Annotated in this window: 22 protein-coding genes; 14 read left to right on the forward strand and 8 right to left on the reverse strand. The window is 41.8% G+C overall.

What is annotated here, in order from left to right; all coding sequences use genetic code 11:
* Position 1: 1 nt before the first annotated feature.
* Positions 2–439, reverse strand: coding sequence for a LytTR family DNA-binding domain-containing protein (locus BANVL01_RS17920; protein ID WP_066094237.1), 438 nt, complete (start codon positions 437–439; stop codon positions 2–4).
* 167 nt (positions 440–606) lie between these two features.
* On the reverse strand, positions 607–1,563 hold the full coding sequence (locus BANVL01_RS17925) for a hypothetical protein (RefSeq protein WP_066094235.1): 957 nt from the start codon (positions 1,561–1,563) through the stop codon (positions 607–609).
* 121 nt (positions 1,564–1,684) lie between these two features.
* On the opposite strand from BANVL01_RS17925, the gene BANVL01_RS17930 reads away from it, so the two are divergent.
* Both BANVL01_RS17930 and BANVL01_RS17935 read left to right on the forward strand, forming a co-directional pair.
* Entirely contained in the window at positions 1,685–2,014 is a 330-nt protein-coding gene (locus BANVL01_RS17930) for an SGNH/GDSL hydrolase family protein (protein ID WP_066094232.1), read from the forward strand.
* A gap of 24 nt (positions 2,015–2,038) precedes the next feature.
* On the forward strand, positions 2,039–2,872 hold the full coding sequence (locus BANVL01_RS17935; protein ID WP_066094229.1) for an SDR family oxidoreductase: 834 nt from the start codon (positions 2,039–2,041) through the stop codon (positions 2,870–2,872).
* Positions 2,873–2,934: 62 nt separating this feature from the next.
* Here the strand turns inward: BANVL01_RS17935 and BANVL01_RS17940 are convergent, their stop codons facing one another.
* Positions 2,935–4,377 (reverse strand): L,D-transpeptidase family protein, encoded by a 1,443-nt coding sequence (locus BANVL01_RS17940; protein ID WP_425311850.1) that lies wholly within the window; start codon positions 4,375–4,377, stop codon positions 2,935–2,937.
* A 197-nt stretch (positions 4,378–4,574) separates the two neighbouring features.
* Positions 4,575–5,408: a TetR/AcrR family transcriptional regulator gene (locus BANVL01_RS17945; protein WP_066094223.1), complete on the reverse strand. Its 834-nt coding sequence runs from the start codon at positions 5,406–5,408 to the stop codon at positions 4,575–4,577.
* A 101-nt stretch (positions 5,409–5,509) separates the two neighbouring features.
* Between BANVL01_RS17945 and BANVL01_RS17950 the strand changes: the two genes are divergently transcribed.
* On the forward strand, positions 5,510–8,599 hold the full coding sequence (locus BANVL01_RS17950; RefSeq protein WP_066094220.1) for an efflux RND transporter permease subunit: 3,090 nt from the start codon (positions 5,510–5,512) through the stop codon (positions 8,597–8,599).
* 154 nt (positions 8,600–8,753) lie between these two features.
* The gene (locus BANVL01_RS17955) at positions 8,754–10,022 is read left to right on the forward strand and encodes an MFS transporter (protein ID WP_066094217.1); all 1,269 of its coding nucleotides are present in this window, start codon (positions 8,754–8,756) and stop codon (positions 10,020–10,022) included.
* Between the two features lie 95 nt (positions 10,023–10,117).
* Here the strand turns inward: BANVL01_RS17955 and rluF are convergent, their stop codons facing one another.
* Positions 10,118–10,825, reverse strand: coding sequence for a 23S rRNA pseudouridine(2604) synthase RluF (gene rluF / locus BANVL01_RS17960; RefSeq protein ID WP_066094213.1), 708 nt, complete (start codon positions 10,823–10,825; stop codon positions 10,118–10,120).
* A 251-nt stretch (positions 10,826–11,076) separates the two neighbouring features.
* On the opposite strand from rluF, the gene BANVL01_RS17965 reads away from it, so the two are divergent.
* The 3 genes from BANVL01_RS17965 (at position 11,077) to BANVL01_RS17975 (ending at position 15,040) form a co-directional block, all read left to right on the forward strand.
* Complete coding sequence (locus tag BANVL01_RS17965; RefSeq protein WP_066094210.1) at positions 11,077–12,816, forward strand: L,D-transpeptidase family protein; 1,740 nt, start codon at positions 11,077–11,079, stop codon at positions 12,814–12,816.
* A 422-nt stretch (positions 12,817–13,238) separates the two neighbouring features.
* On the forward strand, positions 13,239–14,393 hold the full coding sequence (locus tag BANVL01_RS17970; protein WP_066094207.1) for a ParM/StbA family protein: 1,155 nt from the start codon (positions 13,239–13,241) through the stop codon (positions 14,391–14,393).
* 14 nt (positions 14,394–14,407) lie between these two features.
* Positions 14,408–15,040, forward strand: a complete 633-nt coding sequence (locus BANVL01_RS17975) for a hypothetical protein (RefSeq protein ID WP_066094205.1) — start codon at positions 14,408–14,410, stop codon at positions 15,038–15,040.
* A gap of 73 nt (positions 15,041–15,113) precedes the next feature.
* On the opposite strand, the gene BANVL01_RS26870 is transcribed toward BANVL01_RS17975, so the two are convergent.
* Together BANVL01_RS26870 and gdhA are read right to left on the reverse strand one after the other, a co-directional pair.
* A complete protein-coding gene (locus tag BANVL01_RS26870; protein ID WP_082805057.1) occupies positions 15,114–15,239 on the reverse strand; it encodes a DUF4023 domain-containing protein in 126 nt (41 codons plus the stop codon).
* Between the two features lie 93 nt (positions 15,240–15,332).
* Positions 15,333–16,715, reverse strand: coding sequence for an NADP-specific glutamate dehydrogenase (gene gdhA, locus BANVL01_RS17980; RefSeq protein WP_066094202.1), 1,383 nt, complete (start codon positions 16,713–16,715; stop codon positions 15,333–15,335).
* A gap of 170 nt (positions 16,716–16,885) precedes the next feature.
* Here gdhA and gltC point away from each other — a divergent pair, with 170 nt between their 5' ends.
* From gltC to BANVL01_RS17995, 3 genes are all read left to right on the forward strand, one after another.
* Positions 16,886–17,791 carry a glutamate biosynthesis transcriptional regulator GltC gene (gltC, locus tag BANVL01_RS17985; protein ID WP_066094199.1) on the forward strand — a complete coding sequence of 302 codons (906 nt, stop codon included), beginning with the start codon at positions 16,886–16,888 and terminating at the stop codon, positions 17,789–17,791.
* 105 nt (positions 17,792–17,896) lie between these two features.
* Positions 17,897–19,525 carry an FMN-binding glutamate synthase family protein gene (locus BANVL01_RS17990; RefSeq protein WP_066094197.1) on the forward strand — a complete coding sequence of 543 codons (1,629 nt, stop codon included), beginning with the start codon at positions 17,897–17,899 and terminating at the stop codon, positions 19,523–19,525.
* A gap of 31 nt (positions 19,526–19,556) precedes the next feature.
* The gene (locus BANVL01_RS17995) at positions 19,557–20,513 is read left to right on the forward strand and encodes a phosphotransferase family protein (RefSeq protein ID WP_066094193.1); all 957 of its coding nucleotides are present in this window, start codon (positions 19,557–19,559) and stop codon (positions 20,511–20,513) included.
* A 46-nt stretch (positions 20,514–20,559) separates the two neighbouring features.
* Here BANVL01_RS17995 and pepT read toward each other — a convergent pair whose 3' ends face one another.
* Complete coding sequence (gene pepT, locus BANVL01_RS18000; protein WP_066094189.1) at positions 20,560–21,792, reverse strand: peptidase T; 1,233 nt, start codon at positions 21,790–21,792, stop codon at positions 20,560–20,562.
* 393 nt (positions 21,793–22,185) lie between these two features.
* On the opposite strand from pepT, the gene BANVL01_RS18005 reads away from it, so the two are divergent.
* From BANVL01_RS18005 to BANVL01_RS18020, 4 genes are read left to right on the forward strand one after another with little or no spacing between them, the layout of a single operon-like run.
* Complete coding sequence (locus tag BANVL01_RS18005) at positions 22,186–22,809, forward strand: TetR/AcrR family transcriptional regulator (RefSeq protein WP_066094186.1); 624 nt, start codon at positions 22,186–22,188, stop codon at positions 22,807–22,809.
* Between the two features lie 13 nt (positions 22,810–22,822).
* The gene (locus BANVL01_RS18010) at positions 22,823–23,707 is read left to right on the forward strand and encodes an ABC transporter ATP-binding protein (RefSeq protein ID WP_066094185.1); all 885 of its coding nucleotides are present in this window, start codon (positions 22,823–22,825) and stop codon (positions 23,705–23,707) included.
* Positions 23,708–23,713: 6 nt separating this feature from the next.
* Entirely contained in the window at positions 23,714–24,511 is a 798-nt protein-coding gene (locus BANVL01_RS18015; protein ID WP_066094182.1) for an ABC transporter permease subunit, read from the forward strand.
* A gap of 18 nt (positions 24,512–24,529) precedes the next feature.
* The gene (locus tag BANVL01_RS18020) at positions 24,530–25,327 is read left to right on the forward strand and encodes an ABC transporter permease subunit (protein WP_066094179.1); all 798 of its coding nucleotides are present in this window, start codon (positions 24,530–24,532) and stop codon (positions 25,325–25,327) included.
* Positions 25,328–25,382: the final 55 nt, after the last annotated feature.

Below are 25,382 nucleotides of genomic sequence, written 5' to 3' on the forward strand. Positions count from 1 at the left end.
TTTACAAGCCAAGCATATTTTTAAGGACAGGCACATACTGCCTTGATACAACAGCACGTTCCCCGTTATCGAGCACTGCTTCGTATCGGCCGCTTATGGACGGAAAAATAGATGAAATTTTAGCTATGTTCAAAATAGTTGATTTTGATGCACGAAAGCAGTTCTTGTTTTTGTATAATTCCTCTAACTCGTAAAGCTTTTGTTTTACCTCAAAAACGTTGTCCTTGGAGTAACTAAAAACCTTTCCGTCAACTGCCTCGAAATAATAGATATCATTAAGCTTAATCCGGTGAACTTTATCATTTTGATATCCAAGTACAATGAGGTTTTCAGTTTTCAGCTTGTTTACGATTTCGTGTATTTCGTCATCTACCTCATGACACCTAATAAGGATTTCTTCTCCCAGTTCTTTGTTTATTTTTTCTATTGAAATTTTCATCTTATCACCCACGAAAATTCAAATTATATCAGGTTTCATACGGATTCTGTTACATTATTACATCTCTATATACAATCTCTTTTTATATTTTATTAGATTATTCGGAATTTATACAAGCCTTAAATTATATTTGTTGGGTGTTAAATCTACTCATACTCTTAAACTATTTAGTATTCTAATTCCCCATCGTTTTGCAATTTTTCCGCTACATTCTTTAATATTTCTGCCCGCATTTGAACTAACTCAGGAAACTGATAAAAGAAATTAATTTTTTCTTCATAAACAGGGGTTGTATCTTTTATTCCTTTATTAAAAATAAAGGCATTCCAAGATTCTGCGATATCTTCATAAATATTTGATGCAGCATATGAATTTATAAACTCATTTGGATGCTTATCATAAAATTCTTCAAGTTGTTTATCATTTTTCGGATCCACTTTTCTCCAGTCCTCTTCCACTTCTCCTTTCCAAAAGGCTCCGTAAAATAAATTTAGGTATGAAGACGGCTTGCTGCATCCAAAATCACTTAAATAGGTGTTGCACTGCTTTTTAAAAGGTGATATTTGCGAATCATTCAATGTCAGTAAATGTCCAATTTCATGGTTAATTGTATGAATAAACACATAGCGATCTTCCATATGATTCATATTAATCATTAGCTTCCAGGTTTTAAGGTCGTCGGAAATAGGTGTTACTTCCCCAAGTAATCTTGACTTTTCCGAAAGGCCCAAATAAAACTGTTTTACTAAACTTTTCGTTTTGACCGGAGTAATCGAAGATATAGTTTTCCATATCTTTTGATGCTGATCCGCATCTTCTACATACTTTTTTTCTTTGGGATCAAACGATAATACAAGAGGGTCTGCCAAATTATCATCTTTTATAGAATAATTAACAAGGGGAAACAGCACCTTTGAATTCTCTTCCTCCAATGCAATAGGCAGAAGGGTAAAATTAAAGGCTATTTCATTAAATTGATTGTAATAAGAATCCCCAAGCTGTTTGCAGTCCATGGATTCCCCAAAGCATTTCCCTCCACTAACCTTTTCAGTATTCCCCCAGTAGACCAGTAAAACTATTAAGGTACTTAAAAATATTAAGATTAGTAGTTTGAATTTCACCATACGAAACTCTCCTTCGCAAACGAACAATCTTTAGTCCATTATAAATATTTTGGCTTTATTTTACAAAATTTATTTTTAGAAAAATATGCTCCTTTTAAACGCCTATTGTGGGCAAATCTTTGTGGAACAAAATAAACCTAGTGGTGCCAATTACCTGTCATATCCTTTGCCTGTCTTCCTGTCCCGTTTACCGGTACTTGAATACTATAATCCATTTCCCGATATTCCTATAGCGGAACAGGCGATAAATGAGTTTAATTCATTGATTAGCAGTTTTGGCCGGGAAATGAATGTGAAAGTAGCTGATATCTATAGTGTATTTAAGGGGAAAGAAAAGGATTTATTATCAAGGGGAGGCATTCATCCTAATAGTGAAGGGTATTATCAAATGGCATTAGCTTTAAGCAGGCTCGGATATTCCCCGTTAGATGAAAAACCGCTACTTAAGTAATTCTTCCGCTTTAAAACCTTGATGATGGGTATAGTAATAATTATTAACCATCAATTTCAGGAGGCATTTAAGGTGGAAAAACTACTTCACAATCAAGTTGCCTTTGTGACAGGGGCAGGCTCAGGAATAGGCAGGGCAGCGGCGATAAAGCTTGCCCAAAATGGAGGGAAAATTGCTTTAGTGGATTTGCATAAAGAAAACGTGGAAGAGGTTAAAAAACAAATTGAAGAAATGGGCAGCGAAGCACTTGTCTTGGAAGCCAATGTTTCTCATCCGGCAGAAGTAGAGAACTGTTATCAAAAAACAATGGATCAGTGGGGTAGACTGGATGTGGTCTTTGCTAATGCGGGAATTAATGGGGAGGTTACACCAATTGAAGATATGGAGCCGAAGGATTGGGACTTGACGATTTCCAATAACTTAACAAGTACCTTTTTAACGGTTAAATATGCTATTCCTCATTTGAAGACAAACGGTGGCAGCATTATTATCACGAGTTCAATTAATGGAAACAGGATCTTTAAAAATATTGGAATGTCTGCCTATAGTACATCGAAAATTGGCCAGATGGGCTTCGGTAAAATGGCAGCGCTCGAGCTTGCCCATTATCGGATTCGGGTGAACATTATTTGCCCAGGTGCTATTGATACAAATATCGGTGAAAACACTTGGAGAGAAAATGAGAAATTAAAAAAGGTCCAAGTCCCCATCGAATATCCGGAAGGAGACCAGCCGTTGGAGGACGGACCTGGAAAACCTGAACAAGTGGCTGAGCTCGTCCTATTTTTGGCTTCTAGCCAATCCAGCCACATTACAGGAAGCGAAATCTATATTGACGGAGCGCAATCACTTTTATAACAAAAAGGGACAAGGTCAGGTTCCTTGTCCCTTTTTCAATATTAGCGTCTGTTCCCGTGTCCCTAGTAAATGACGACTGGATCGTAGGTGCTGAGATTTTCATAGACGGTTTTCATAAGGTTTGGGGGTGTGTTGACACAGCCGCCCGATCCAGCTGTTAGATAGGCATTACTTGCCCAGTTTGTCCGCCAGCTGGCGTCATGGAATCCTTGTCCGCTGTTTGTGAACGGTGCCCAGTAATTTACCTTAACGGCATAATCCCCTTTTCCTACTGCGGTACCCTTAAGTGTGTACTGTGTTCGTTTATAGAGGATATACCACACTCCTGGTGAAGTATCTTCACCGGTGCTATGTTTGCCGGTGACTACTTGCGTTGTGAGTACCAATTTCCCCTTTTTGTAAATCCAAATCCGTTGTTCTGCAATCGATACTTCCGCATACGTATCGCCAATGCCATTATTCGTTGTCGTTTCATAGCCGATACCTTCATTGCTCCAGCCGTTACCATAAATATTAGCGGCCGGTATTGATTTTTCCCCTTTTTCAAATGCTTGCTGCACCTGTGTCGTTTCTTTGCCAACATCTAATGCCCATCCATAGCCTTTTCCTTTTACTGAAATGACCGAACCTGAATGGGTTTTAAATGAGAAATTTTTATTTAATGTTGATTGTGCACTATTAATTTCAGCTATCTTGTTCTTAATGTCACTCATCGTGATGGTAACGTTCATCTCTTTTGTCACAGTGGCATTTTTAATTAATTCACTGCCATTTAAGGTATACACTTTGCCCTGTACATTATAATCAACGGTCCGCCCAAGGAGAGCCTGCAGCGTTTTCTCCTCTTCCTTGATAATCGGACTGTCCGCTTTAATTGGCTGTAAGAATACGGGTTTCAGGTGGATATCACTAGTATACTTCTGTTCCGCGTAATCTTTTAATAGACCGGTAATGTCATATTGTTCTCCATCGATGCTATTGGAGATGACAATTTCGCCCTGTTCCAATTTCGCTGACGCATCTATGGGTGCTTTTAAATTCTTATTCATGGATAGTAGCTTTTCTTCTACTTGCTTTTTCAGCGTTTGGCTTCGGTACTGATCCGCCTTTTTGGGTAACAATGAATAAGTTTTTTCCTTTGAGGAAGGGAAAAACGTCCACTGGCTTTTTAATAATTTCTTCACCTCAGGCAAATCTTCTTCGGTAAATCCCATTTGTGTATCTTTTCCGTCAAAAATTTGTTGTTCTCCGACAAAGACTCTGTTTTTTAACACAGAAGTTTTTAATTTCTTTATGGCCTGATCAGCAGTTAGACCGCCGATCTTTGTATCATTAATCGTAATCTGCGAATTGAACCGGGTTGTCTGATAATAGAAAAGTCCCGCAACTAGGAGTGCAATAATAATGATAATTCCAATGACAACAAAATTTCGGCGTGCTGGCCGTTTGGATCGGTTCACCCGACTATGATTAACTTCTTCAACTGTTTGGTCTAATGTGCTCATAAACATCCCCTTCGCTACCTGGTAACCCAGCTATCAGCATCCTCCAACTTACCCTTGTGGGATTTTAAACAAAGACTTTTGCTTCGTTTACCTGACTCTTAAATTATTACTATTATACTACAAGATTTGATAGTGTGGAATTTTCTCTTTTGATTTTCGGGTCACCATGGAAGTAGCTGTCTTGACCTTCTTCTTTTTTAAAAATTATAGTAGCGGCGAAGTAAGTAAGAAATCCATTTGCAATGAGGGTGATTGCTAATATTTCCTAGTAATCCTTTTACAATTGCAGGCGGTAGAGTCGGTTCAAGCAGCTGCCCTTGCAAGAGGATTAACGATTCTTTTTCAATCGATGTTTCTATTTCTTCTATTCTTTGCCCGACGATTTCGAGAATTTGCTCCTTTGTTACTTCTGCATTCATCGGCTGCTTAACGATTTCAATTAGCTCTTGTGAAATAAATGGGACGGTTGTATGTCTTGCTAATAGGTTTGTTTTTTCCACAAGTGACTCCGATAGCAGCTTTAAATCCAACGGCACGTTGTAGAAGACAAATAACTGTGAATAAGTATTCATAAAGCCTTTAATACAATACATTAAATCATATTTTGTCTGTCTAACTTCCTCGCCGTATAAACGTTCAATCATCGAGAGGATATTGTTCTCGATTAATTTGTCATAGTACCGCATTTTTAATATGAGATCTTTATTAAATGTTTGCGACTGCTCTTTGATAAGAACTTTGGCGAAATCAGACTGCTTATGAAAAGAATGATAAATAGCATAATAAAATTTATATAAAAGTTCCTCGTCATTAGGAGTGTTTCTGACTATCTGGTCAATTTCCGTCGTTATTTGCATCATAAAATGGTCAATCAAGGCAATAATTAATTCATCCTTTGACTTGAAGGATAAGTAAAAGGCTCCTTTTGAAATACCGCAATGCTCGGTTATTTGTTGTACAGAGGTGGATTCGAACCCTTGTTTTGCAAAAAGTTCTAACGCACGCTCCATAATTAATTGTTTTTTAAGCATGTTAGTTGATCGCTCCTATAGTCAAATTATTGACAAATGACCCAATAGTCATTATTATAAGGAAATGAGTTTGATTAGTCAATTAAGGGTGGGTGTAATAGTTGAAGGGTTTAGTTAATTTTGTTTTAAGGAATAAACTAGCAGTCTGGCTGCTTACGATTATCATAACGGCATCTGGTATTTATTCAGGGACACGAATGAATATGGAGACGATACCGAATATCTCGATTCCTTACTTAATGGTCATGGATGTCTATCCTGGAGCAACTCCTAAGAAGGTAATGGAAGATGTGTCCATGCCGATAGAAAAAGCGGTTGAAAACCTTGAACACGTAAAAGCCGTTTATTCAAATTCCTATTCTAACATGTCAAGTATTCAAGTGGAATACGAATATGGCATCGATATGGACGAGGCGAAACGGGCCTTACAATCGGCGTTAGATGCCGTGAAATTGCCAGAAGGGGCACAAGAACCGACAACGACTGCGATTAGTATGAACATGATGCCGGTTGTTGCCTTAAGTGTAAGTAGTTCAAAAGAGGATATCGTTGAACTAACTTCAACCGTACAGGAAAGCTTACTTCCAAAGATTGAGAAAATCGAGGGTGTTGCGTCGGCAACGATTACCGGCCAGCATATTGAAGAAGTGGACCTTACGTATAACAAAGCCAAATTGGCTGAATTTGGTTTAACGGAAGATAAAGTAAAGCAAATGATTCAAGCAAGTAATCTGTCTGTTTCATTAGGCCTTTACCAGTTTAAAGAAAGTGAACAAGCAGTCGCCATTGACGGCAAGTTCACAACGGCGGATGAATTAAAGAACATGCTGATTCCTGTCACACCATCAGCTGCTAATCCGTCACCTTTTGTAAAGCTTGGCGACATCACGGCCATTAATACAGTGGGTAAAGTACAATCGATCTCACGAACAAATGGTAAAGATGCGATTGCGATCCAAATTGTTAAAGGCCAGCAGGCAAACACGGTTGATGTAGTCAACAAGGTGAAGAAGGTCATCAAGGATGAAAAGACAAAAGTCGATGGCCTTGTCATTGATGTGACCCTTGACCAAGGGAAACCAATCGAAGAATCCGTGACGACGATGATTGAAAAGGCAGTATTTGGCGGTTTAATTGCCGTTTTAATCATCCTGTTATTCTTGCGTGACTTTAAATCAACGATTATTTCGATTGTTTCAATCCCAGTGTCAATTTTCATGGCGTTACTGCTGTTACATTGGATGAATATTACTTTAAATATTATGACCCTTGGGGCGATTACTGTTGCCATCGGGCGGGTTATCGATGACTCGATTGTCGTTGTTGAAAATATATACCGGCGTCTGCATTTGAAAGAAGAGAAATTAAATGGCCGCGCCCTTGTCCGTGAAGCGACGATTGAAATGTTCAAACCGATTATGTCATCAACCTTAGTAACAGTTGCCGTTTTCGCACCATTGATCTTCGTTGGCGGTATGGTTGGCGAACTGTTCGCACCATTCGCGTTAACAATGGCATTTGCGCTTGGGGCTTCATTACTCGTTGCGATTACCATCGTTCCGGCCCTATCTCACTTCTTATTTAAGAAAAAATTATATGGTGTGAAAACAGCCAAGAGCCATAAAGAAGTCGGTGAAATGGCGAAATGGTATAAATGGTTCCTAGAAAAGACCCTTAACCATAAAGTAATAGCCTCCATCCTTGCGATTGTTTTACTGGCTGGCAGTTTGGCGTTAACGCCGCTAATTGGTTTTAGTTTCATGGGCAGTGAAGAGGATAAAGTGATGTACTTAACGTACACACCAAAAGCTGGCGAGCTTCCAGAAGATACATTGGCCAACGTTAAAGTGGTCGAAGAGAAGATGCTAAAGCGTGATGATGTCAATATCGTTCAAGTATCTGTCACGAAGGCTGGCGATACGACTGCTGCCATGATGGGCGGCGGCGGTTCAGGCGGTGCTTTAATGTATCTTATTTTTGACCCGGAAACAAAGAATTTCCCAGATGTGAAAGAAAAAATTGAAAAATACGTCACTAATATTGGTCAAACTGGTAAATGGAAGAGCCAGGCCTTTGGTTCGATGGGCGGCGCTACCAATGAAGTTAGTTACACCTTCTACAGTGAAGATTTAAACAAACTAAATAAATCGGTCAAACAAGTAGAAAAGGTGATGAAACAACAAAGCGACTTGAAAGGCGTGACGACAAGTGCCGAGGATGCGTATGTGGAGTACACATTCAGAGTTGCTCAAGATGAATTGTTGAAGGTTGGTTTAACAGCAGGTCAGTTAGTCATGTTGTTAAGCCCGCAAAAAACACAAGATGTGTTAACGACGGTTGAAAAGGACGGTAACTCCTTAGATGTCATCGTTCAGCAGGAACAAGCTGCACAACCGGAATCAATCGATGATCTTTTAGCAAAACAAATCCCGACAGCACTTGGTACGACAATGCCTTTATCTGAGCTTGTCACCGTGAAGAAAGGGACAACGCTAAATACACTTGCACGCAGTAAAGGTGAATACTACGCAACCGTTTCTGGAAAAATTAAAGGTGCTGATATTTCAAAAGTAACCGCTAAAGTTGGGAAAGAAGTGGATAACTTAGATTTACCAAAAGGTGTGACCGTTGGCGTTGCCGGGGTACAGGCAGATATGTCTGACACCTTTACACAGCTTGGTATCGCTATGGCAGCGGCTGTTGCCATCGTGTACTTTATCCTTGTTGTCACATTCCGAGAAGGAGTCGCACCATTTTCGGTCCTATTCTCGTTACCATTTGCCGTCATTGGTTCATTTGTTGGCTTATTAATTGCAGGTGAAACGATCTCGGTCTCCGTCATGATGGGGCTATTAATGTTAATCGGTATCGTCGTCACGAACGCCATTGTTCTCGTCGACCGAATTATTCATATGGAACGGGATGGCATGAAAATGCGTGAAGCCATTCTCGAAGCTGGGGCAACCCGTCTTCGTCCAATCCTAATGACAGCCATCGCCACAATCGGGGCGTTAATCCCATTAGCACTAGGCGCAGGCGGCGGAGGCGGTTTAATCTCGAAAGGCCTTGCCATCACTGTAATCGGCGGTCTAACCAGCTCAACACTATTAACATTAATCGTAGTACCAATTGTCTACGAAATACTATCCAAACTATTCAAGAAAAACCGTAAAGAAATAGAAGAAAACTAAGGGACAGGGGGGACAGGCACCTTGTCCCTCCTTTATTTTCCTGGGACAGTGAGCCTGCTCCATCTAATCTGACTTTGAATTCCAAATCCGACTATAGCCAATCCCTCTGTAGTATAATAATGAGATAAATAAGAGCTAACAGGAGTAGAGGCCATTGGAAAAGCAGAATAGCAGCTATAGATGGGTCGTTTTGGCCGTAGTTTTTTTTACTTACTTTTTAATCGTCAGTCAACGAACGGCTCCGGGACTGATTTCCGATCAATTGATGAAAGAATTCCATGTGACAGCATCGGTGATTGGGCTGCTGACGAGTATTCAATTCTTGGCTTATGCAGGTTTGCAAATTCCAATTGGAATCTTGTCTGACCGCTATGGTCCTAATCTTTTTCTGGTCTTTGGGGCACTGCTGAATGGTTTGGGTGCGCTAGTCTATAGTCTTGCAGGAAATGAAGCGTGTCTTCTTCTTGCTAGATTATTGGCAGGAATGGGGGATGCGGCCATTTGGGTCAACCTGGTGATCATCTTAAGCCAATGGTTTAAAGTGAAGGAATTTATCGGCTTACTCGGCCTTGCAGGTATGGCTGGCAGTTTTGGTTTCTTAATGGCGACTGTTCCATTTTCTGCATGGATTTCTTTATCAGGCTGGAGACCGCCATTTTTTATCACAGGAATTATTCTATGTTTGAACGCCGTTCTCCTTTATATTGTCCTTGTAAAAAAACCAAAGCAGTTATTCCATGACGATTCTATCAAGGTTAAAAAGGAGAAAAGGCGGGAAAATACGCTGATTCTGTTACGGCGGATCTTTTCCACCCGCCAGGCATGGGCTACCTTTCTCTGTCACTTTGGTCTTGTTGGCTCGTATGTTGGCTTTATCGGTTCATGGGCCGTTCCTTATGGGATGCATGTTTATGAAATGAGCCGTTCTGCTGCGAGTCAGTTGATTATGGTTGGACTGATTGGGGCCATCATTGGTGCACCGCTGACAAGCTGGATTTCCAGCCGGTTAGCAACTATCAAACGGCCCTATGTTGTCGTTCATTTTATTGTACTTCTATGTTGGATTGCCTTTGTTTTATTTAACGGCAGGCCGCCCTTCTTCATGCTTGTTATGCTATTCTTCATTATTGGGTATGGAAATGGAGCAAGTGCCTTGACCTTCGCGGTTGTTCGCCAATATTTTCCGATGAAAGAGGTCGGTGTGATCTCAGGATTTGCGAATACAGGAGGATTTTTAAGTGCAGTTCTATTACCCATCATTTTTGGGAAAGTATTAGACCATTTCCATTCTTCGGCGAGTAGTGTTGGCTACCACTATGGGTTTATTATCCCCGTCCTATTCTCGCTGCTTGGTTTGATGGGCGGACTTCTTATTAAAGAACAGCGTAAGGAAGAAAAGCAGCCACGCGAATCAACTGTATAATTTTAAAAAAAGGCTCTGTTAATGCTCATTAACAGAGCCAAAAAAAGAGGATGAACCCAAACGAATGTCTTTGTTTAGGTTCATCCTTTATTTTTTTACAACCCCTTAGGCTGATAGTTTAGCTCTTCAAATAATTGATTGCGTTCCCTTTTTGATAAATCTCTCCACTGGCCGATTGGTAAATTGCCCAAATGGATATTCATGATGCGCGTCCGCTGAAGTCTGACAACTCCAAAGCCAAGTGCCGAACACATCCGGCGAATTTGGCGATTTAATCCCTGTGTTAACGTGATTTCCAATACATATTTAGAAAGCTGGTTAACTTTGCAGGGCAGCGTTTTTGTATTTAGAATTTCAACGCCCTCTGCCATTCGCTTTAAAAATTCAGCCGTAATCGGCCTGTCGACGGTCACAATATATTCTTTTTCATGCTTATATTCGGCTCGAAGTATTTCGTTGACAATATCGCCATCGTTCGTAAGCAGGATCAACCCATCGGAATCTTTATCCAAGCGGCCGATATGGAAAATTCGTAATGGATGGTTGACGAAATCAACAATATTCCCCTTCACATGCCGTTCTGTTGTACTAGTAATCCCGGCGGGTTTATTTAAAGCGATATAGACATAATTCATTGAAACACTAATGGCATTGCCATCAATCCGGACATCATCTCCCGGTTCAACTTGGCTGCCGATTTCGGCGGCCTTGCCGTTGATCGTGACTCTCCCCTCACTAATTAATTTATCTGCCCCTCTTCTGGAGGCCTTACCAGACTCGCTAATAAATTTATTGATACGCATATTGAAACCACACCTTAAGCGGATAATTTTAGTCTAAGAATACCCAACTGTCAGCTTATTTTCAAGTTCATGGGTGTCAGGCACCATTTTCCTATTTTTGCCTAATGGATAAGGATGTCGAAGAAAAAAGTGGCAATTATTCTTTTTTTCTATTAAAATCAAAAAATATTACAATTCTTTCTCCAAATTGTGACAAAATTCTTCTGTGTGTCATGTTATTGTAATATAAACTACATAATAGGGAGATTGATATGAAAAAAATATCGGTAATTTTTGTTTTGCTGTTTAGTATCTTTTTCTTTACCACTCAAACAGATGCGGCAGGCAGTTCGCAATTGCTTATTATTAACAAAAAGATTAACACACTCGCCTATTATGATGGCGGGAAGTTAGTCAAAACCTTTAAGGTGGCAACAGGTAGATCAAGGGATTTAACCCCGGAAGGTAATTTTAGGATTGTAACTAAGATTGTCAATCGTCCGTATTACAAGGAGAATATTCCAGGCGGCGACCCGCGAAACCCGTTAGGCAACCGCTGGATGGGGTTAGAAGCAATGGGTACGTATGGTACAACATATGCCATCCATGGAAATGCAAATGAGAGTTCAATAGGCAAGTATGTCAGTTCCGGCTGTGTACGGATGCATAATGAAGAGGTCCGTTGGCTGTATGACAAAATACAGCTGTATACACCAGTAATTATCACCTATAGTGATAGCAGCTTCGATTCCATTGCTAAAGCAAATGGATATTCTGTCAGCACGAATGGCTGGGTCCTAGCAAATGGTAATTGGTATTTTTATAGTAATGGTGTTGCACAAAAGGGCTGGCTTTCTCAAGGGGGAACTTGGTATTTCTTAGATAACTCCGGTGTGATGAAGACCGGCTGGGTATTAAATAATGGCAAGTGGTATTTCCTCGAAAAAAGCGGCGCCATGAAAACCGGTTGGTTGTTAAATGGCGGCAAGTGGTATTTCCTCGAAAAGTCCGGGGCCATGAAAACGGGCTGGTTATCAAGCAGCGGTAAGTGGTTCTATTTAGAAAAGTCTGGAGCAATGAAGACCGGCTGGCTAAAAACCGGCAATGAATGGTACTATCTCGATGCGAGCGGTGCCATGAGAACGGGCTGGACTTCCCTTAATGGCAAGTGGTACTACCTAGAATCCAGCGGAGCCATGAAAACCGGCTGGCTCGATAAAGCCGGGAAGAAGTATTTCCTTACTGGCAGCGGTGCCATGGCAACCGGCTGGTTAGAAATTGACGGGAAATGGTATTATCTCTATACAAGTGGAGAAATGGCGGCAAAAACAACAATTAACGGGTATATTTTAGGCGAAGATGGTGTCTGGGTTCAGGTTGAGTATGTTGCCTTAGGTGATTCCTTGGCAGCGGGTATGACTCCATTGGGTGTAGATAGAATTCCGGTAAACGGTGTAGATTTAGATTGGGGTTATCCTAATTATATTGCCGAAAATTTCAAAAAATCCTACCAGTTACTTGATTTTGTAAACTATGGTGTTTCAGGATTTACAACTGCTGATCTAATGGCCCAATTAAATAAAGCAGAAGTTCAAAAGGAAATCAAAAAAGCGACCCATCTTACCCTTGATATCGGTGCCAATGATTTTCTTCCTGTTCTTCAAACAAATCCTGCTCAAGCACCAGCGGTAATTGGAACAATAGCAGCAAATTTAAACACCATCTTGGGTAAAATTGATCAACTGAATCCGAAGGTAAAGGTATATGTTATGGGCTATTACAACCCATTGCCATATTATCCGCAAGAACAGCAAGAACAGATATTGCAATTAATGCAAGGATTAAATGGGCAAATTCAAGCACAGGCTATCCAGCACGGCGACACTTTTGTCCCAACTGATATCCTGATTGCAAGCAAATATAAAGAATACCTGCCAAATCCACAGGATATCCACCTTAGCTTAACTGGATATCAAGCAGTAGCCGGTGAGTTCTGGAAGGTCATGCAGTAGATGGTGTAAGAAATCATTTGGAATTTAACAGTCTAATATTTTTCGAAGGCACCCATTATAGGGTGCCTTATTTTTGTTTTTATTAGGGGTAGGATTGAAATATTTGTAACATTCAGGGCATCGTTTACAAAGATGTAAACTTGTTTACTTTTCGTATACATCTTGTTTACAAATTCGTTTACATGTATACAAATCTGTGTACATCCCCCAATTACGCCATGTATACAATATTGTCAGCAATGTATACAAATATGTTTACGTGGCTTTCAATGTTTACAAAATGTTTACTTTTTTACACTTGTATTTCGTTTTGGTCCCCCCATTGAAGAATCTATTAATCTACTATAGCCTTAAGAGGACGGACGAGAGATACATAACTACCTTTACACATAAAACTATTAAATCGGAAGGAATGATTTTTTATGACTAAATCAAGAATTGCTGCAGTCGATGTAGGCAATGACTCCATCAAGGCTATTTTCGGAGAATTAGAGTATGAATTGAATATTCCTAACATTGTCGCAAGAGACACGGAAGACCGGCCTGTAATCGGTATTGAAGAGCTGGATACAAAAGAGCCGATGGATGGGATTCATATCAAGGTGCACTCCCCTGCCCTGAAGGAGAATAATCTCATCTATCGTGTTGGAAATTTAGCAGCTAAAAGTAATAACGCTGCCGAATTAGACCCTGGCAGCAGCAAGTCAGAGGAAGATCAAACGTTAATTATGCTGTTTGCAGCACTGGCCTTAGATGCGGTAAAAGGGGAGTTTCCACGCACAAAGAATGTCATTGATGCCAACTATACGCTGGGAACGGGCCTTCCGTTAAGGGAAGTAAAGGAAGGCAAGGACGCCGGCTACCGCTCCAAATTAATCGGCTCCGTTCATCAGGTCGAATTTCTCGTCACACCGAAGTATCAGGGATTAAAGGTAAATATTAAATTTACTGAAGTAAAGGTCTATCCAGAAGGATTTGCCGCCTTTATTAACCTTGTGATGGATAATAACTTAAAAATTATTAATAAAGATTTAATTGATAAGCGGATATTAATTCAAGATATTGGCGGGCTTTCAACAGATATCGCGGTCATTAAGAATCGCAATGTTGACGATGATAAGGCACAGGGATTTAACTTAGGGGTGTCGGAATCATTGGAGGCTATTCGTGAAGAAATTAGAACGAAACATGGCGTAGAGCTCGACAGCCGCCGTGATGTCGTTGAAATTATTACACGGAAAAACAACCGTAACCATATCATGGTCAAAGGAAGCAGGACGAGTGTTCACGATATTACTGATCGCATCCTTCTTGATTTAGCGAAAAAGGAATACCGTTTATTGCGAAATGTGTGGTCAAAGAACTCGCAAACGGAAATTTGTTACTTTGTCGGCGGCGGCTCCCATGTTTTAAAGGATTATCTAAAAACATTAAATAACAATTTGGACGGATATAATATTGAATTCTTTGAAGATGATAAGGAAAGTATTTGGATGATGGCCAATGCCTATTATAAGCTAATTACCGACTTTGTTAGAAGAACGGAGAAACAAAAAGCTGACCCGGTAAAGAGTTAAATTAGGGTGATCCGATGAAAAAAACTGCCGCAAATGAAATTAACAGAGGCCAGGCGCTGTCTTTTCGCGTCCCTTCCGATATCCCGGACCATATTTTAAAACAGCTGCAAAAATTAAAGGAAACAGAAAGACGAAACTTTTCCAGTAAACTGGCGGAGTTTGTGGTACAGGGTGTAAGCAGTTCTTTTTCAAGGGAAAAGGAGTCTGTTACCATTCCGCTTCCGAAAAAGTTGACGAAGATACAGCGGGATTGGTTAAAGCATGAGCATTCCGAGGCGTTATTAGGGAGCATTGTTTATCAGCTGATTTCTGACCCTGTTCGGTCGACTTCCCTACTCGCTGCCTTAAATAGTAACTCGTTGGATATAGAAGAGGCGTTGTATTTACAGGAGGAAATATTTCCTGAGGAACTTGCTGCTTCAACTGAAGAAGAAGTCAGCGGTCACGATGAACTTACTGATTCAACTGATGTAGAAGTCAGCGGTCACGACGAAATAGCCGCGGCGATTGACTTAAAGGATAGCGCGGATGATCTCGATGACTTTGATTGGGAAAGTGCAAAAAAGAAGCCTCAGCAAACGGATGAAACAGAAGAACCTGATATAGACGACCTGCTTGGCGGGTTTTTGGCGAATATGAATAAGTAAAAGGTTGCAGCCCCGCATTGTCTTATTGCGGGGCTGTTTGTTTTATTTGGCAGCTGGATGCGTGTGCAGCCAACTAATGCTTATGATTCGGCAGTTTCCCGCTTGGATTTCCTTTGCCATGCTGTTCTTTATTCTTCTTGGCCTTTTCCTGATTTTCCTGCAGCTTTTCGACAAACTCATGGGTATCTTTATTATCCATATCGCAAAACCTCCTTGATAATTGAACCAATGTTAATGTAACCAGCCGAAGTCGAAAACATACAAATAAAAAAATCTCCTATTAAGGAGATTTTTAAATGACACCCTGTGCGATCATTGTATCGGCAACTTTTAGGAATCCGGCGATATTGGCGCCGACCACGAGATTACCTGGGAAGCCGTAATCTTCAGCGGCTTTTACGCTGTTTTTATAAATGTTAATCATGATATGGTGGAGTTTGGCATCTACTTTTTCAAACGACCACGACAATTTTGCACTGTTTTGTGCCATTTCTAAGGCGGAAACAGCGACACCACCGGCATTAGCTGCTTTTCCAGGGCCGAATAGCACTTCGCTATTAAGGAATACATCAATCGCGTCCAGTGTTGACGGCATGTTTGCGCCTTCGCCGATTGCTTTGACGCCGTTAGACACAAGGATTTTGGCTGAGGTTTCATCAATTTCGTTTTGAGTCGCACATGGTAAGGCAATGTCACATGGGATGGACCAGATTCCGGAGCATCCATCAAAGTACTGGGCGTGCGGGTGGAACTTCACATATTCGCTGATTCGTTTGCGATCCACTTCTTTTAATTGTTTGACGGTTTCTAAATCAATCCCATTTTCGTCATAGACATAGCCATTGGAATCGCTGCAGGCAACGACCTTGGCGCCAAACTGCGCTGCTTTTTCCATCGCATAAATAGAAACATTGCCGGAGCCGGATACAACGACCGTGCTGCCGGCGAAGCTTAACCCTTTGTCCTTTAACATTTCGTGGACAAAATAAACGGTGCCATAGCCTGTCGCTTCTGTTCGTCCTAGGCTGCCGCCATAGCCGAGGCCTTTTCCTGTCAGCACTCCTGCTTCAAAGCTGCCGCGGATTTTCTTGTATTGGCCAAACATATAGCCGATTTCTCTTGCCCCGACGCCAATGTCCCCTGCCGGAACATCGACATCCGGACCAATATAGCGAGAAAGCTCGGTCATGAAGCTTTGGCAGAAGCGCATAATTTCGCCGTCTGATTTACCCTTTGGATCGAAATCAGCACCGCCTTTACCACCGCCAATTGGCTGGCCGGTTAAAGAGTTTTTGAAAGTCTGTTCAAAGCCCAAAAATTTAATAATGCTGGCATTCACGGATGGATGGAAGCGCAATCCCCCTTTATAAGGACCGATAGCGCTATTGAACTGAACACGGAATCCGCGGTTTACCTGGACTCTGCCGCAATCATCTACCCATGGGACCCGGAAGGTAATGACTCGTTCCGGTTCGACGATTCTTTCTAGTATCCCTTGCTCGATATATTTTGGGTGTTTCGCAAAAACCGGTACAAGGGAATCAAAGATTTCCTTTACCGCTTGCTGAAATTCACTTTCAAAGGCATTGCGATTTTTCACGGTTTCGAACACGTCATTCACATAATTCCTTGCTGCTTGTGTCCCCGATTGTTTTACATCCTCAATTGTTTGCATAGAATTCACCCCTTTTATAAAATAAGTCATTATTATGCCGTATATAAAATCCGAATATTCTTCATATTAGTATCGTTTTATTTTATAATTGATAAATAATCTAAGCAATATGAAAAATAGATAAGATTAATGCCGAAAATAGATTGATTGAAAAAATGAGGTGGAATTTGATGGAGTTACGACAGATTCAATACTTTATCGAGGTGGCCAAACGGGAGCATGTGACCGAGGCCGCCCACGCCCTGCATGTCGCCCAATCCGCAGTGAGCAGACAAATCGTCAATTTGGAAGCGGAGTTAGGTGTCGATTTATTTATTCGAGAAGGACGAAATGTGAAGCTGACGCCGATTGGATCCCTATTTTTGGAGCAAATGGAGCAGGCGATGAAGCTGATTGACAATGCCAAACGGGAAGTGGAGGAATTTTTGGACCCGGAGAAAGGAACGATTCGGATTGGCTTTCCAAGCAGTCTGGCGGCCTACATACTGCCAACTTGTATTTCCGCATTTCGCGAGCGCTATCCGCAAGTGAAATTTCAGCTAAATCAAGGGTCCTACCCCTATTTAATTGATGGTGTTATAAAAGGGGATTTTGACCTTGCGCTGCTTGGTCCGGTGCCGAAAAAGGAAAAAAAAATTAAAGGAAGAACATTATTTACTGAAAATATTGTTGCCCTAGTGCCGCATACCCATCCGCTTGCCAGCAAACGGATCTTAACATTAAGTGAATTGCGCGAGGATTCCTTTGTCCTCTTTCCAAATGGTTTTGTCTTGCGAGAAATTATTGTTAATGCTTGCAATCAGCTTGGGTTCCAGCCAAAGGTATCATTTGAGGGGCAGGATATTGACGCTATTAAAGGCTTGGTCTCAGCCGGGCTTGGGGTGACGCTGATTCCTGAGATTACCTTAATTGACAGCCTGCCGCGTTCAACGGTTAAGATTCCAATTACGGAGCCTAACGTTAGCCGGACCGTCGGGGTGATTATTCCCAGTGAGCGCGAACTGCTCCCAACAGAAAAGCTGTTTTATGAGTTTCTAAGCGAGTTTTTCAGTATATTAAATAGCTTTCAAAATTAATAATTCCTGCTCGAAAGTAGTCCGTTGTGGTAAAATTAGGTTTAAACACATTGCTATTGTACATATGTTATTAAAGTGGGATGGTGCCTGACACCCGAGGGGGAAATGAATTTGTTATTGACGGTTTTGCTTATTTTATTGGTTGTTTTTATCGGTGCTCCACTTTGTTTGTTTATCTGGCTCCATTTTGTCGCAAAAAAACCGCAGCATTCGATTATCCGCGCCCATCCGTATTTGGGCTGGATGCGTTACCTGTTGGAAAAAATGGGTCCTGAGCTCAGGCAATATTGGTTTGACAGCGATAATGGCAGCGGTCCCTTTTCACGCTCCGACTTCTTGGGGATTGTTTTTTCCGCCAAATATCGCAGCGACCTGTTAAGCTTTGGTTCCAAACGTGACTTTGAAAAACCAGGCTATTATATAGCCAACGGTTTATTCCCGTTGTTAAATGAAGAATTGAGGGTCGACAATCAAGAAAAAATTCATGCGATGAAATACAAGATTGACCATGAAGGCTTGTTTACTCGAAGAGAACACATTGAAAAGGATGAGGTTACCCGCTGGCTCTTTCCTGAAGAGGACGCGATTGTCGTTGGTCCGGAGCGGGATTTCCCGTGGCGTCTGTGTGGACCCTTCGGCGCCTCGGCAACCTCTTACGGGGCGGTTGGGGAACACTATATCCTTTCGACAGGCCGCGGCAGCAGTATGGCGGGCGGTTCATGGATTAATACCGGTGAAGGCGGCATTGCGCCGGAACACTTAGAAAGCGGTGCCGATGTTGTCGCGCAAATTGGTCCTGGTTTATTTGGCTACCGTGATCCGGATGGGAATTTTTCGCTGGCAGAATTTAAGTTGAAGGCACTCGAACCAAATGTGAAAGCATTCGAACTTAAATTTGGTCAAGGGGCAAAAATCCGTGGCGGTCATCTCGAAGGCTCGAAGGTCACGCCAAAAGTGGCCAGCATTCGTAAAGTGCTTGTAGGGCAGACGATTAATTCGCCGAACCGTTTTCCATTTTTGCATAATTCCTATGAAACATTGCAGTTTATCCAAACATTACAAGCTGAAGGCGGCAAACCTGTCGGCATCAAAATCGTCGTCGGCTATCATTCGAACCTCGATGAATTTTTCGAGGCAATGAATCAACTGAAAATTTATCCTGATTTTATCACCGTTGACGGCGGTGAAGGCGGCACGGGTGCCACGTACAAATCGATGGCGGATAGTATGGGACTTCCGCTATATCCGGCTTTAGTGGCTGTTGTTGACAAGGCATGGCAGTTTGGCGTGCGTGATAAGTTGAAAATTTTTGCCTCCGGGAAACTAATTTCTGCCGATAAAATTGCGATTGCGCTTGGGATTGGTGCCGATGCGGTCAACTCTGCGCGCGGCTTTATGATTGCCAATGGCTGCATTATGGCGATGCAGTGTCATACCGGTAAATGCCCGGCAGGTGTTACGACGACCGACCCGAAATATCAAGAAGCGCTTGTGTCTGAGGAAAAGCAATGGCGTGTGATGAATTATATTATCAATGTCCGCCAAGGACTTTATGCCCTCGGAGCTGCATGCGGCATCGATACACCGCGGAAATTCACGCGTGAGCATATTGTTTTTAAAACAGATGATGGCCAAGTGAAAAGACTGTCCGACCTGTTTCCCCTGCCTGGTACCTTGGAGGAATTTCCGAAAAGACAGCTTTTTACTGATGTTGAGAATTTGGATGTTGGGTAACTTAAAACGAATATGAATAGGTGGGTGGTCTATGGAACTGCCTGAAAACATTGTCTTAGCCAACGGGATGTTAAATGAAGGGCTAATCCTGAAGAAGGAACCCCTTTATCAAGGGATGAATGGAAGATTTGTCGAAAGATTCTATTTGTCTCCTTCGGCTAGCTATATTTTTAAACCATTAACGAATAATGGTCAATTAGGCCGCGAGGTGTGGGTCCATGAGCATGTCCTCCCCTCATTTCCAGCCATTTTTCCAAAAATTATTTCCTATCAGATTAGTGATTCTCCGGATTTAAATTGGATGATTCTCGAGGACCTTGGCCAGCTTTCACACGATTTTAACGGGGAAACTGTTTTAGGTGTGATCAAATGGGCGGCCTGGTGGCATTCCCTTCCGACTGATCAATTTACGGATGTGCCGAGTTCTGGTCTGAAACCGCGGATTGAGGAAATTGTTGCCGACATTAGCAGGCAGCAGGAGAAATTTTTTCAATTACTGCCGAAGTTGCAAATGGAGGAGCGGCAAGTTCGGCCTATTTTCTCTCTGTTTGATAGATTGGTATTTTCGAAGAAATTGGTTTTGTCGCACGGAGATTTGCATTCGGGGAATTTTGCGGTCACTGCTGATAGGTTTGCGGTGTTAGACTGGGAGCATCTGCACTTAAACACACCCTACTGGGATTTGTACCATGTGCTTGACATGTCCCATCCCCTTTTTCCTAAAAAAATGACCAGCCAGTTTCGGGAGCGCGCTTTGCGATCCTATCTTGCTGAGGTGGAGCTGGAGCTTGATGGCGAGGCGTTTTTGCACGAGTACTATTTGTTTTCAGCTATTTTCTCAATTTGGATGATTTTGCTTATTCAAAAGGACTTGGATGCGGACGCTGGAAAATGGCCAGTGGAGCAGCTGAATGCCCAGCTTGAGGAGACCGTTTCTTGTCTTAAGCAGTGTGCAGCAGCACTTTTTGAAGGATTGGAAGGTTTATGAAAAAGCTAACCCGTGACTTTTCCCCGGGTTAGCTTTTTTAAAAAAATTAAGCTTTTTGTTCGGTCAGTTTGATGATTTCAATCACCGTTTGTGTGGCTTTAATCATGTTATCGACGGAAATAAACTCGTATTTGCCGTGGAAGTTTTCGCCGCCGGTAAAAATGTTCGGTGTTGGCAGCCCCATGTAGGAAAGCTGTGAACCGTCAGTGCCGCCGCGGATTGGCTTGATAATCGGTTTGATATCAAGGCTTTCCATCGCTTCTTGGGCAATGTCGACAATTTCCATGACTGGTTTGATTTTTTCACCCATGTTGTAATATTGATCGTTCAATTCGAGAATGATGTTGTCACTGCCGTATTGCCCCTTGAATTCATTGACGATGTTTTCAATCGTCGTTTTTCTTGCCTGGAAGATTTCCTTGTTATGGTCTCTGATAATATAGTTCAGTTTTGTTAGTTCTACATCGCCATTGAAGGAGAGCAGATGGTAGAAGCCTTCGTAGCCATCGGTATGTTCCGGTGCTTCTTGTGCTGGCAGCTTACTATGTAAGTCCATCGCAATTTTCATCGAGTTGACCATTTTGTCCTTAGCAGAACCTGGGTGGATATTGGTGCCTTTGACCGTGATTTTCGCTGAGGCAGCATTGAAGCTTTCATACTCTAACTCCCCGAGCGGGCCGCCGTCAACGGTATAAGCGTATTTGGCCTCGAAGGCCGCAACGTCAAATTTATGTGGTCCCCTGCCAATTTCCTCGTCCGGCGTGAACGCAACGCGGATCTTACCGTGCTTGATTTCCGGATGTGCGGTTAGGTAGGCCATCGCGGTCATGATTTCGGTGACGCCGGCTTTGTTATCAGCGCCAAGGAGCGTCGTGCCGTCGGTCGTGATCAATGTGTGCCCTTTGTATTCTTTTAGGCTTGGGAAGTCTGTTGGTGACATGACCACCTTAAGGGCCTCGTTAAGCTTGATTTCTCCGCCGTCATAGTTTTCGATGATTTGCGGATTGACATTCGTGCCGGTGAAATCGGTTGCTGTGTCCACATGGGCGAGAAAGCCGATGGTTGGGACTTCCTTTTCTGTGTTGGACGGTAAAGTCGCCATCACATAGCCATTTTCATCAATCGTCACCTCTTCCATGCCAATCGTTTTTAATTCATCGACTAGCATGTGAAGCAGCGTCCACTGCCCCTCAGTTGATGGACAGGTTTCACTGTTTTCATCAGACTGCGTATCTACTTTAACATAGGAAGTAAACCTTTCAATCAATTCGTTTTTCAATTTAACGCACTCCCCTTTATTAAGTTTTTTTCATATATATCATATCATTTTGAGAGAGCGGTAACACGTTTTTAGAAACACACAGTGCATGGGAGAGTTTACTCTCGGATAAGAGTATTTTACTCTCATTGAAAGAAAATACTCTCCGATAAACGAAATTTACTCTCGATTCACGAATTATTCTATAAAAAGCAAACTTTACCCTCACCTATCCACGAATTACCCCCCAATAGGTGCAATGTACTTGTTGGAAAGCCATACTATACCGATTACAAACAGTTCATAATTTTGTAAAAAATATAACTTGCCACCTATTGACCAGGTGGGTCAGCGGGAATATAATGGCTCTATTGACTGATGTGGTCAATAGCGTTTAAAGGAGGAAACACAACAATGTTTTCGAAATTTCTCAACCTAGATAAAGAAAAACAAGACCGTATCATCAATGCTGCCATAAAGGAATTTGCCCAGAAAGGGTATTCATCAGCCTCGACTAATGAAATCGTGAAAGAAGCGGAAATATCAAAGGGATTGCTGTTTCATTATTTCCAAAACAAAAAGCAGCTTTACTTATTTTTGTTTGATTATTGCTACGAATTGCTTGCGGATGAATTTTACAAAAAAATTAATTTTTCGGAGGAAGATTTTTTCAAAAGAATCCGGCATGCAGTATCGATCAAAATGGACTTACTCAGTCAGTATCCGGACATCTTTAAATTTATCGAAGAGGCATATTTTGAGGACTCGCCACTAATAAAAATCGAATTAGGAAAACGGATAAAGGAACTGACGGATATCAACTTTGGGAAAATTTACCAAGGCATTGATTTGTCGAAGTTCCGAGAAGACGTCGATGTTCAAAAAATCCTCAAGATTATTACCTGGACCTTTGAAAAATTAAGCGAAGAGGAGCTTAACAAAGCAAAGCTGTCACCCGGACACGAAATCGATTTTCAACAACTGCAAATCAAAGCAGAAGAGTATTTCGAGGTTTTAACGACATGTTTTTATAAATAAGGGGGGCGCAAAGATGAATGTAATTGAAATTAATAACCTGACAAAAACGTACGGCAAGGCAAGAGGAATTACCGACATCAGCTTTCATGTTGAACAAGGCGAGATTTTTGGTTTCATTGGGCCAAACGGGGCCGGTAAATCGACAACCATCCGCACCCTGTTGTCACTCATTTACCCAACCAGCGGCAGTGCAACGATTTTTGGCAAGGATTGTGTGCAAGCAGCTCCTGAAATCAAAAAAGAAATTGGTTACCTTCCGTCAGAAGTTTTTTACTATGACAATATGAAAGTAAAGGACCTATTAAAATACTCAGCTAGTTTTTATAAAAAGGATTGCAATAAGCGAATCAAAGAATTGGCGGAAATCATGGATCTCGATCTTAATAAAAAAATCGATGACCTCTCCCTGGGAAATAAAAAGAAGGTCGGGATTGTTCAGGGGCTGCTTCATGAGCCGAAACTGATTATTCTCGATGAACCAACGAGCGGCCTCGATCCACTCATGCAGCAGAAATTCTTTGAGCTCCTCGAGGAAGAGAATAAAAAAGGTGCGACGATTCTCTTTTCGTCACACATCCTCAGTGAGGTTCAAAGACTATGCAATCGCGTCGCCATTATTAAGGAAGGCAAGATTGTCACCGTTGAAAAGATTAGCACCTTGCAAGAAAACAACTATAAAAAGTTTAAAATTGAAACAAAAACCCAACTTGACAGAAATTACTTCAATATTAGCGGCGTTAACAATTTAGAGGTTAACAATAACGTTACCAGCTTTATTTTTAAAGGAAATATTAACGATGTTATGAAAAAAATTGCCGCGACAGAAATTGCCAACCTCTGGATTGAAGAGCCTGACCTTGAGGAGATCTTTATGCACTATTACGAAAAGGAGGTCTAGTAAGCTATGAATATCTTTTTGCATGAGTTGAGGGCATATCGGAAGTCGACAATGATTTGGTCGATTTCATTAGCAGCGATTGTAGTCTTTTATATGTCGCTTTATCCTTCATTTGCGCGTGATGCAGCGGAGTTTACCAAAATCCTTGAAGGGTATCCGGAGGCAATCCGCAATGCACTCGGAATCAACCTGGGCGGGTTCTTTACGATTCTAGGATTCTACTGCTTTCCGCTAGCGTTTATTACCTTGTGCGGCGCTATTCAGGCGATGAATCTGGGCACAGCCATTGTCAGCAAGGAAGTCCGGGAAAAAACAGCTGATTTTCTATTAACAAAACCGATTACCCGCACCCAGGTTTTGACAGCCAAGCTGCTGGCAGCACTTACTTCACTTGTCATCACCAATATCGTTTATATCGTGGCTGCGAGCATCATGATGTTTCAAGTGAAGACAGAAGACTTTAGCTTCAAACTTTTTATCATGCTGTCACTCACGCTGTTGTTTATCCAGCTGATTTTTCTAGCACTAGGCATCATCATTTCTGTCATTGTTCCAAAAATCAAGTCGGTACTGACTGTCTCACTTGCAACCGTGTTTGGCTTTTACTTTTTAGGGATGCTTAGCGGCGCATCTGGTGAGGAAGCAAAACGCTATCTTTCGCCGTTTAAATATTTCGAAACTGCCTATATTCTGAAAAATAAAGGCTTCGAGGCATCCTTCTTAATTGCTGGAGTCATTATAATCATTCTTGCCATCGCGGCGAGTTATTTGGTATATGCGAAAAAGGATATTCATGCTGTCTAATATGGGGGTGGATCAATCGTGAATATATTTTTAAAAGAATTGAAGTCGCACCGGAAATCGCTCATCTTTTGGAGCATCGGGGTCTTCTTCATGGTAGCATCAGGGATGGCTAAATTTGAGGCGTTTTCATCATCAGGCCAATCGATTAATACGATGATGGCCGACTTACCAAAATCACTAAAGGTGGTCTTAGGTATGAGCGACTTGGATTTATCGATGGCCAGCGGTTATTATGGCATGCTCTTCCTCTATTTGTTATTGATGGCAACCATCCATGCAGCGATGCTCGGGGCAACGATTATCGCCAAAGAAGAGCGTGATAAAACAGCGGAGTTTTTGTTCACCAAGCCGGTAGCAAGAACGACCATCATTACCGCAAAATTATTGGCTGCTTTCGTGAATATTGTCATCTTTAATCTTGTAACGCTTGTTTCTTCCATCCTTCTTATGGGGAAATACAGCCATGGTGAGGACGTCGCTGGTGAAATTGCCGTGTTAATGATGGGAATGTTTATTTTGCAAATCTTATTTATGGTCATCGGCAGTGCCCTCGCTGCGGTCAAAAGGAAACCTAAGACGGCGGCATCGCAAGCGACGGCCATTCTTTTGCTGACATATGGGTTAGCGGTCGCCGTCGATTTGAACGAACACCTCAAGGGTCTAAAATACTTGACGCCGTTTAAATATTTTGAAGCGAAAAATGTCATGTATGGCGGCGGACTCGAGACAAGCTTCGTTGTCCTCTCGGCTGTGTTAATCGGCGTGCTTGCTTTTGCCACCTTTTTCTTTTATAAAAAAAGAGATTTGAATCTGTAAGGGAAAGACTCTGTCGCTTTTATTACGTTAACAATAATGTTAATATAGGTAAATG

This window comes from Neobacillus novalis NBRC 102450 (genome assembly GCF_001591805.1).
Classification (GTDB): Bacteria; Bacillota; Bacilli; order Bacillales; family Cytobacillaceae; genus Neobacillus; species Neobacillus novalis.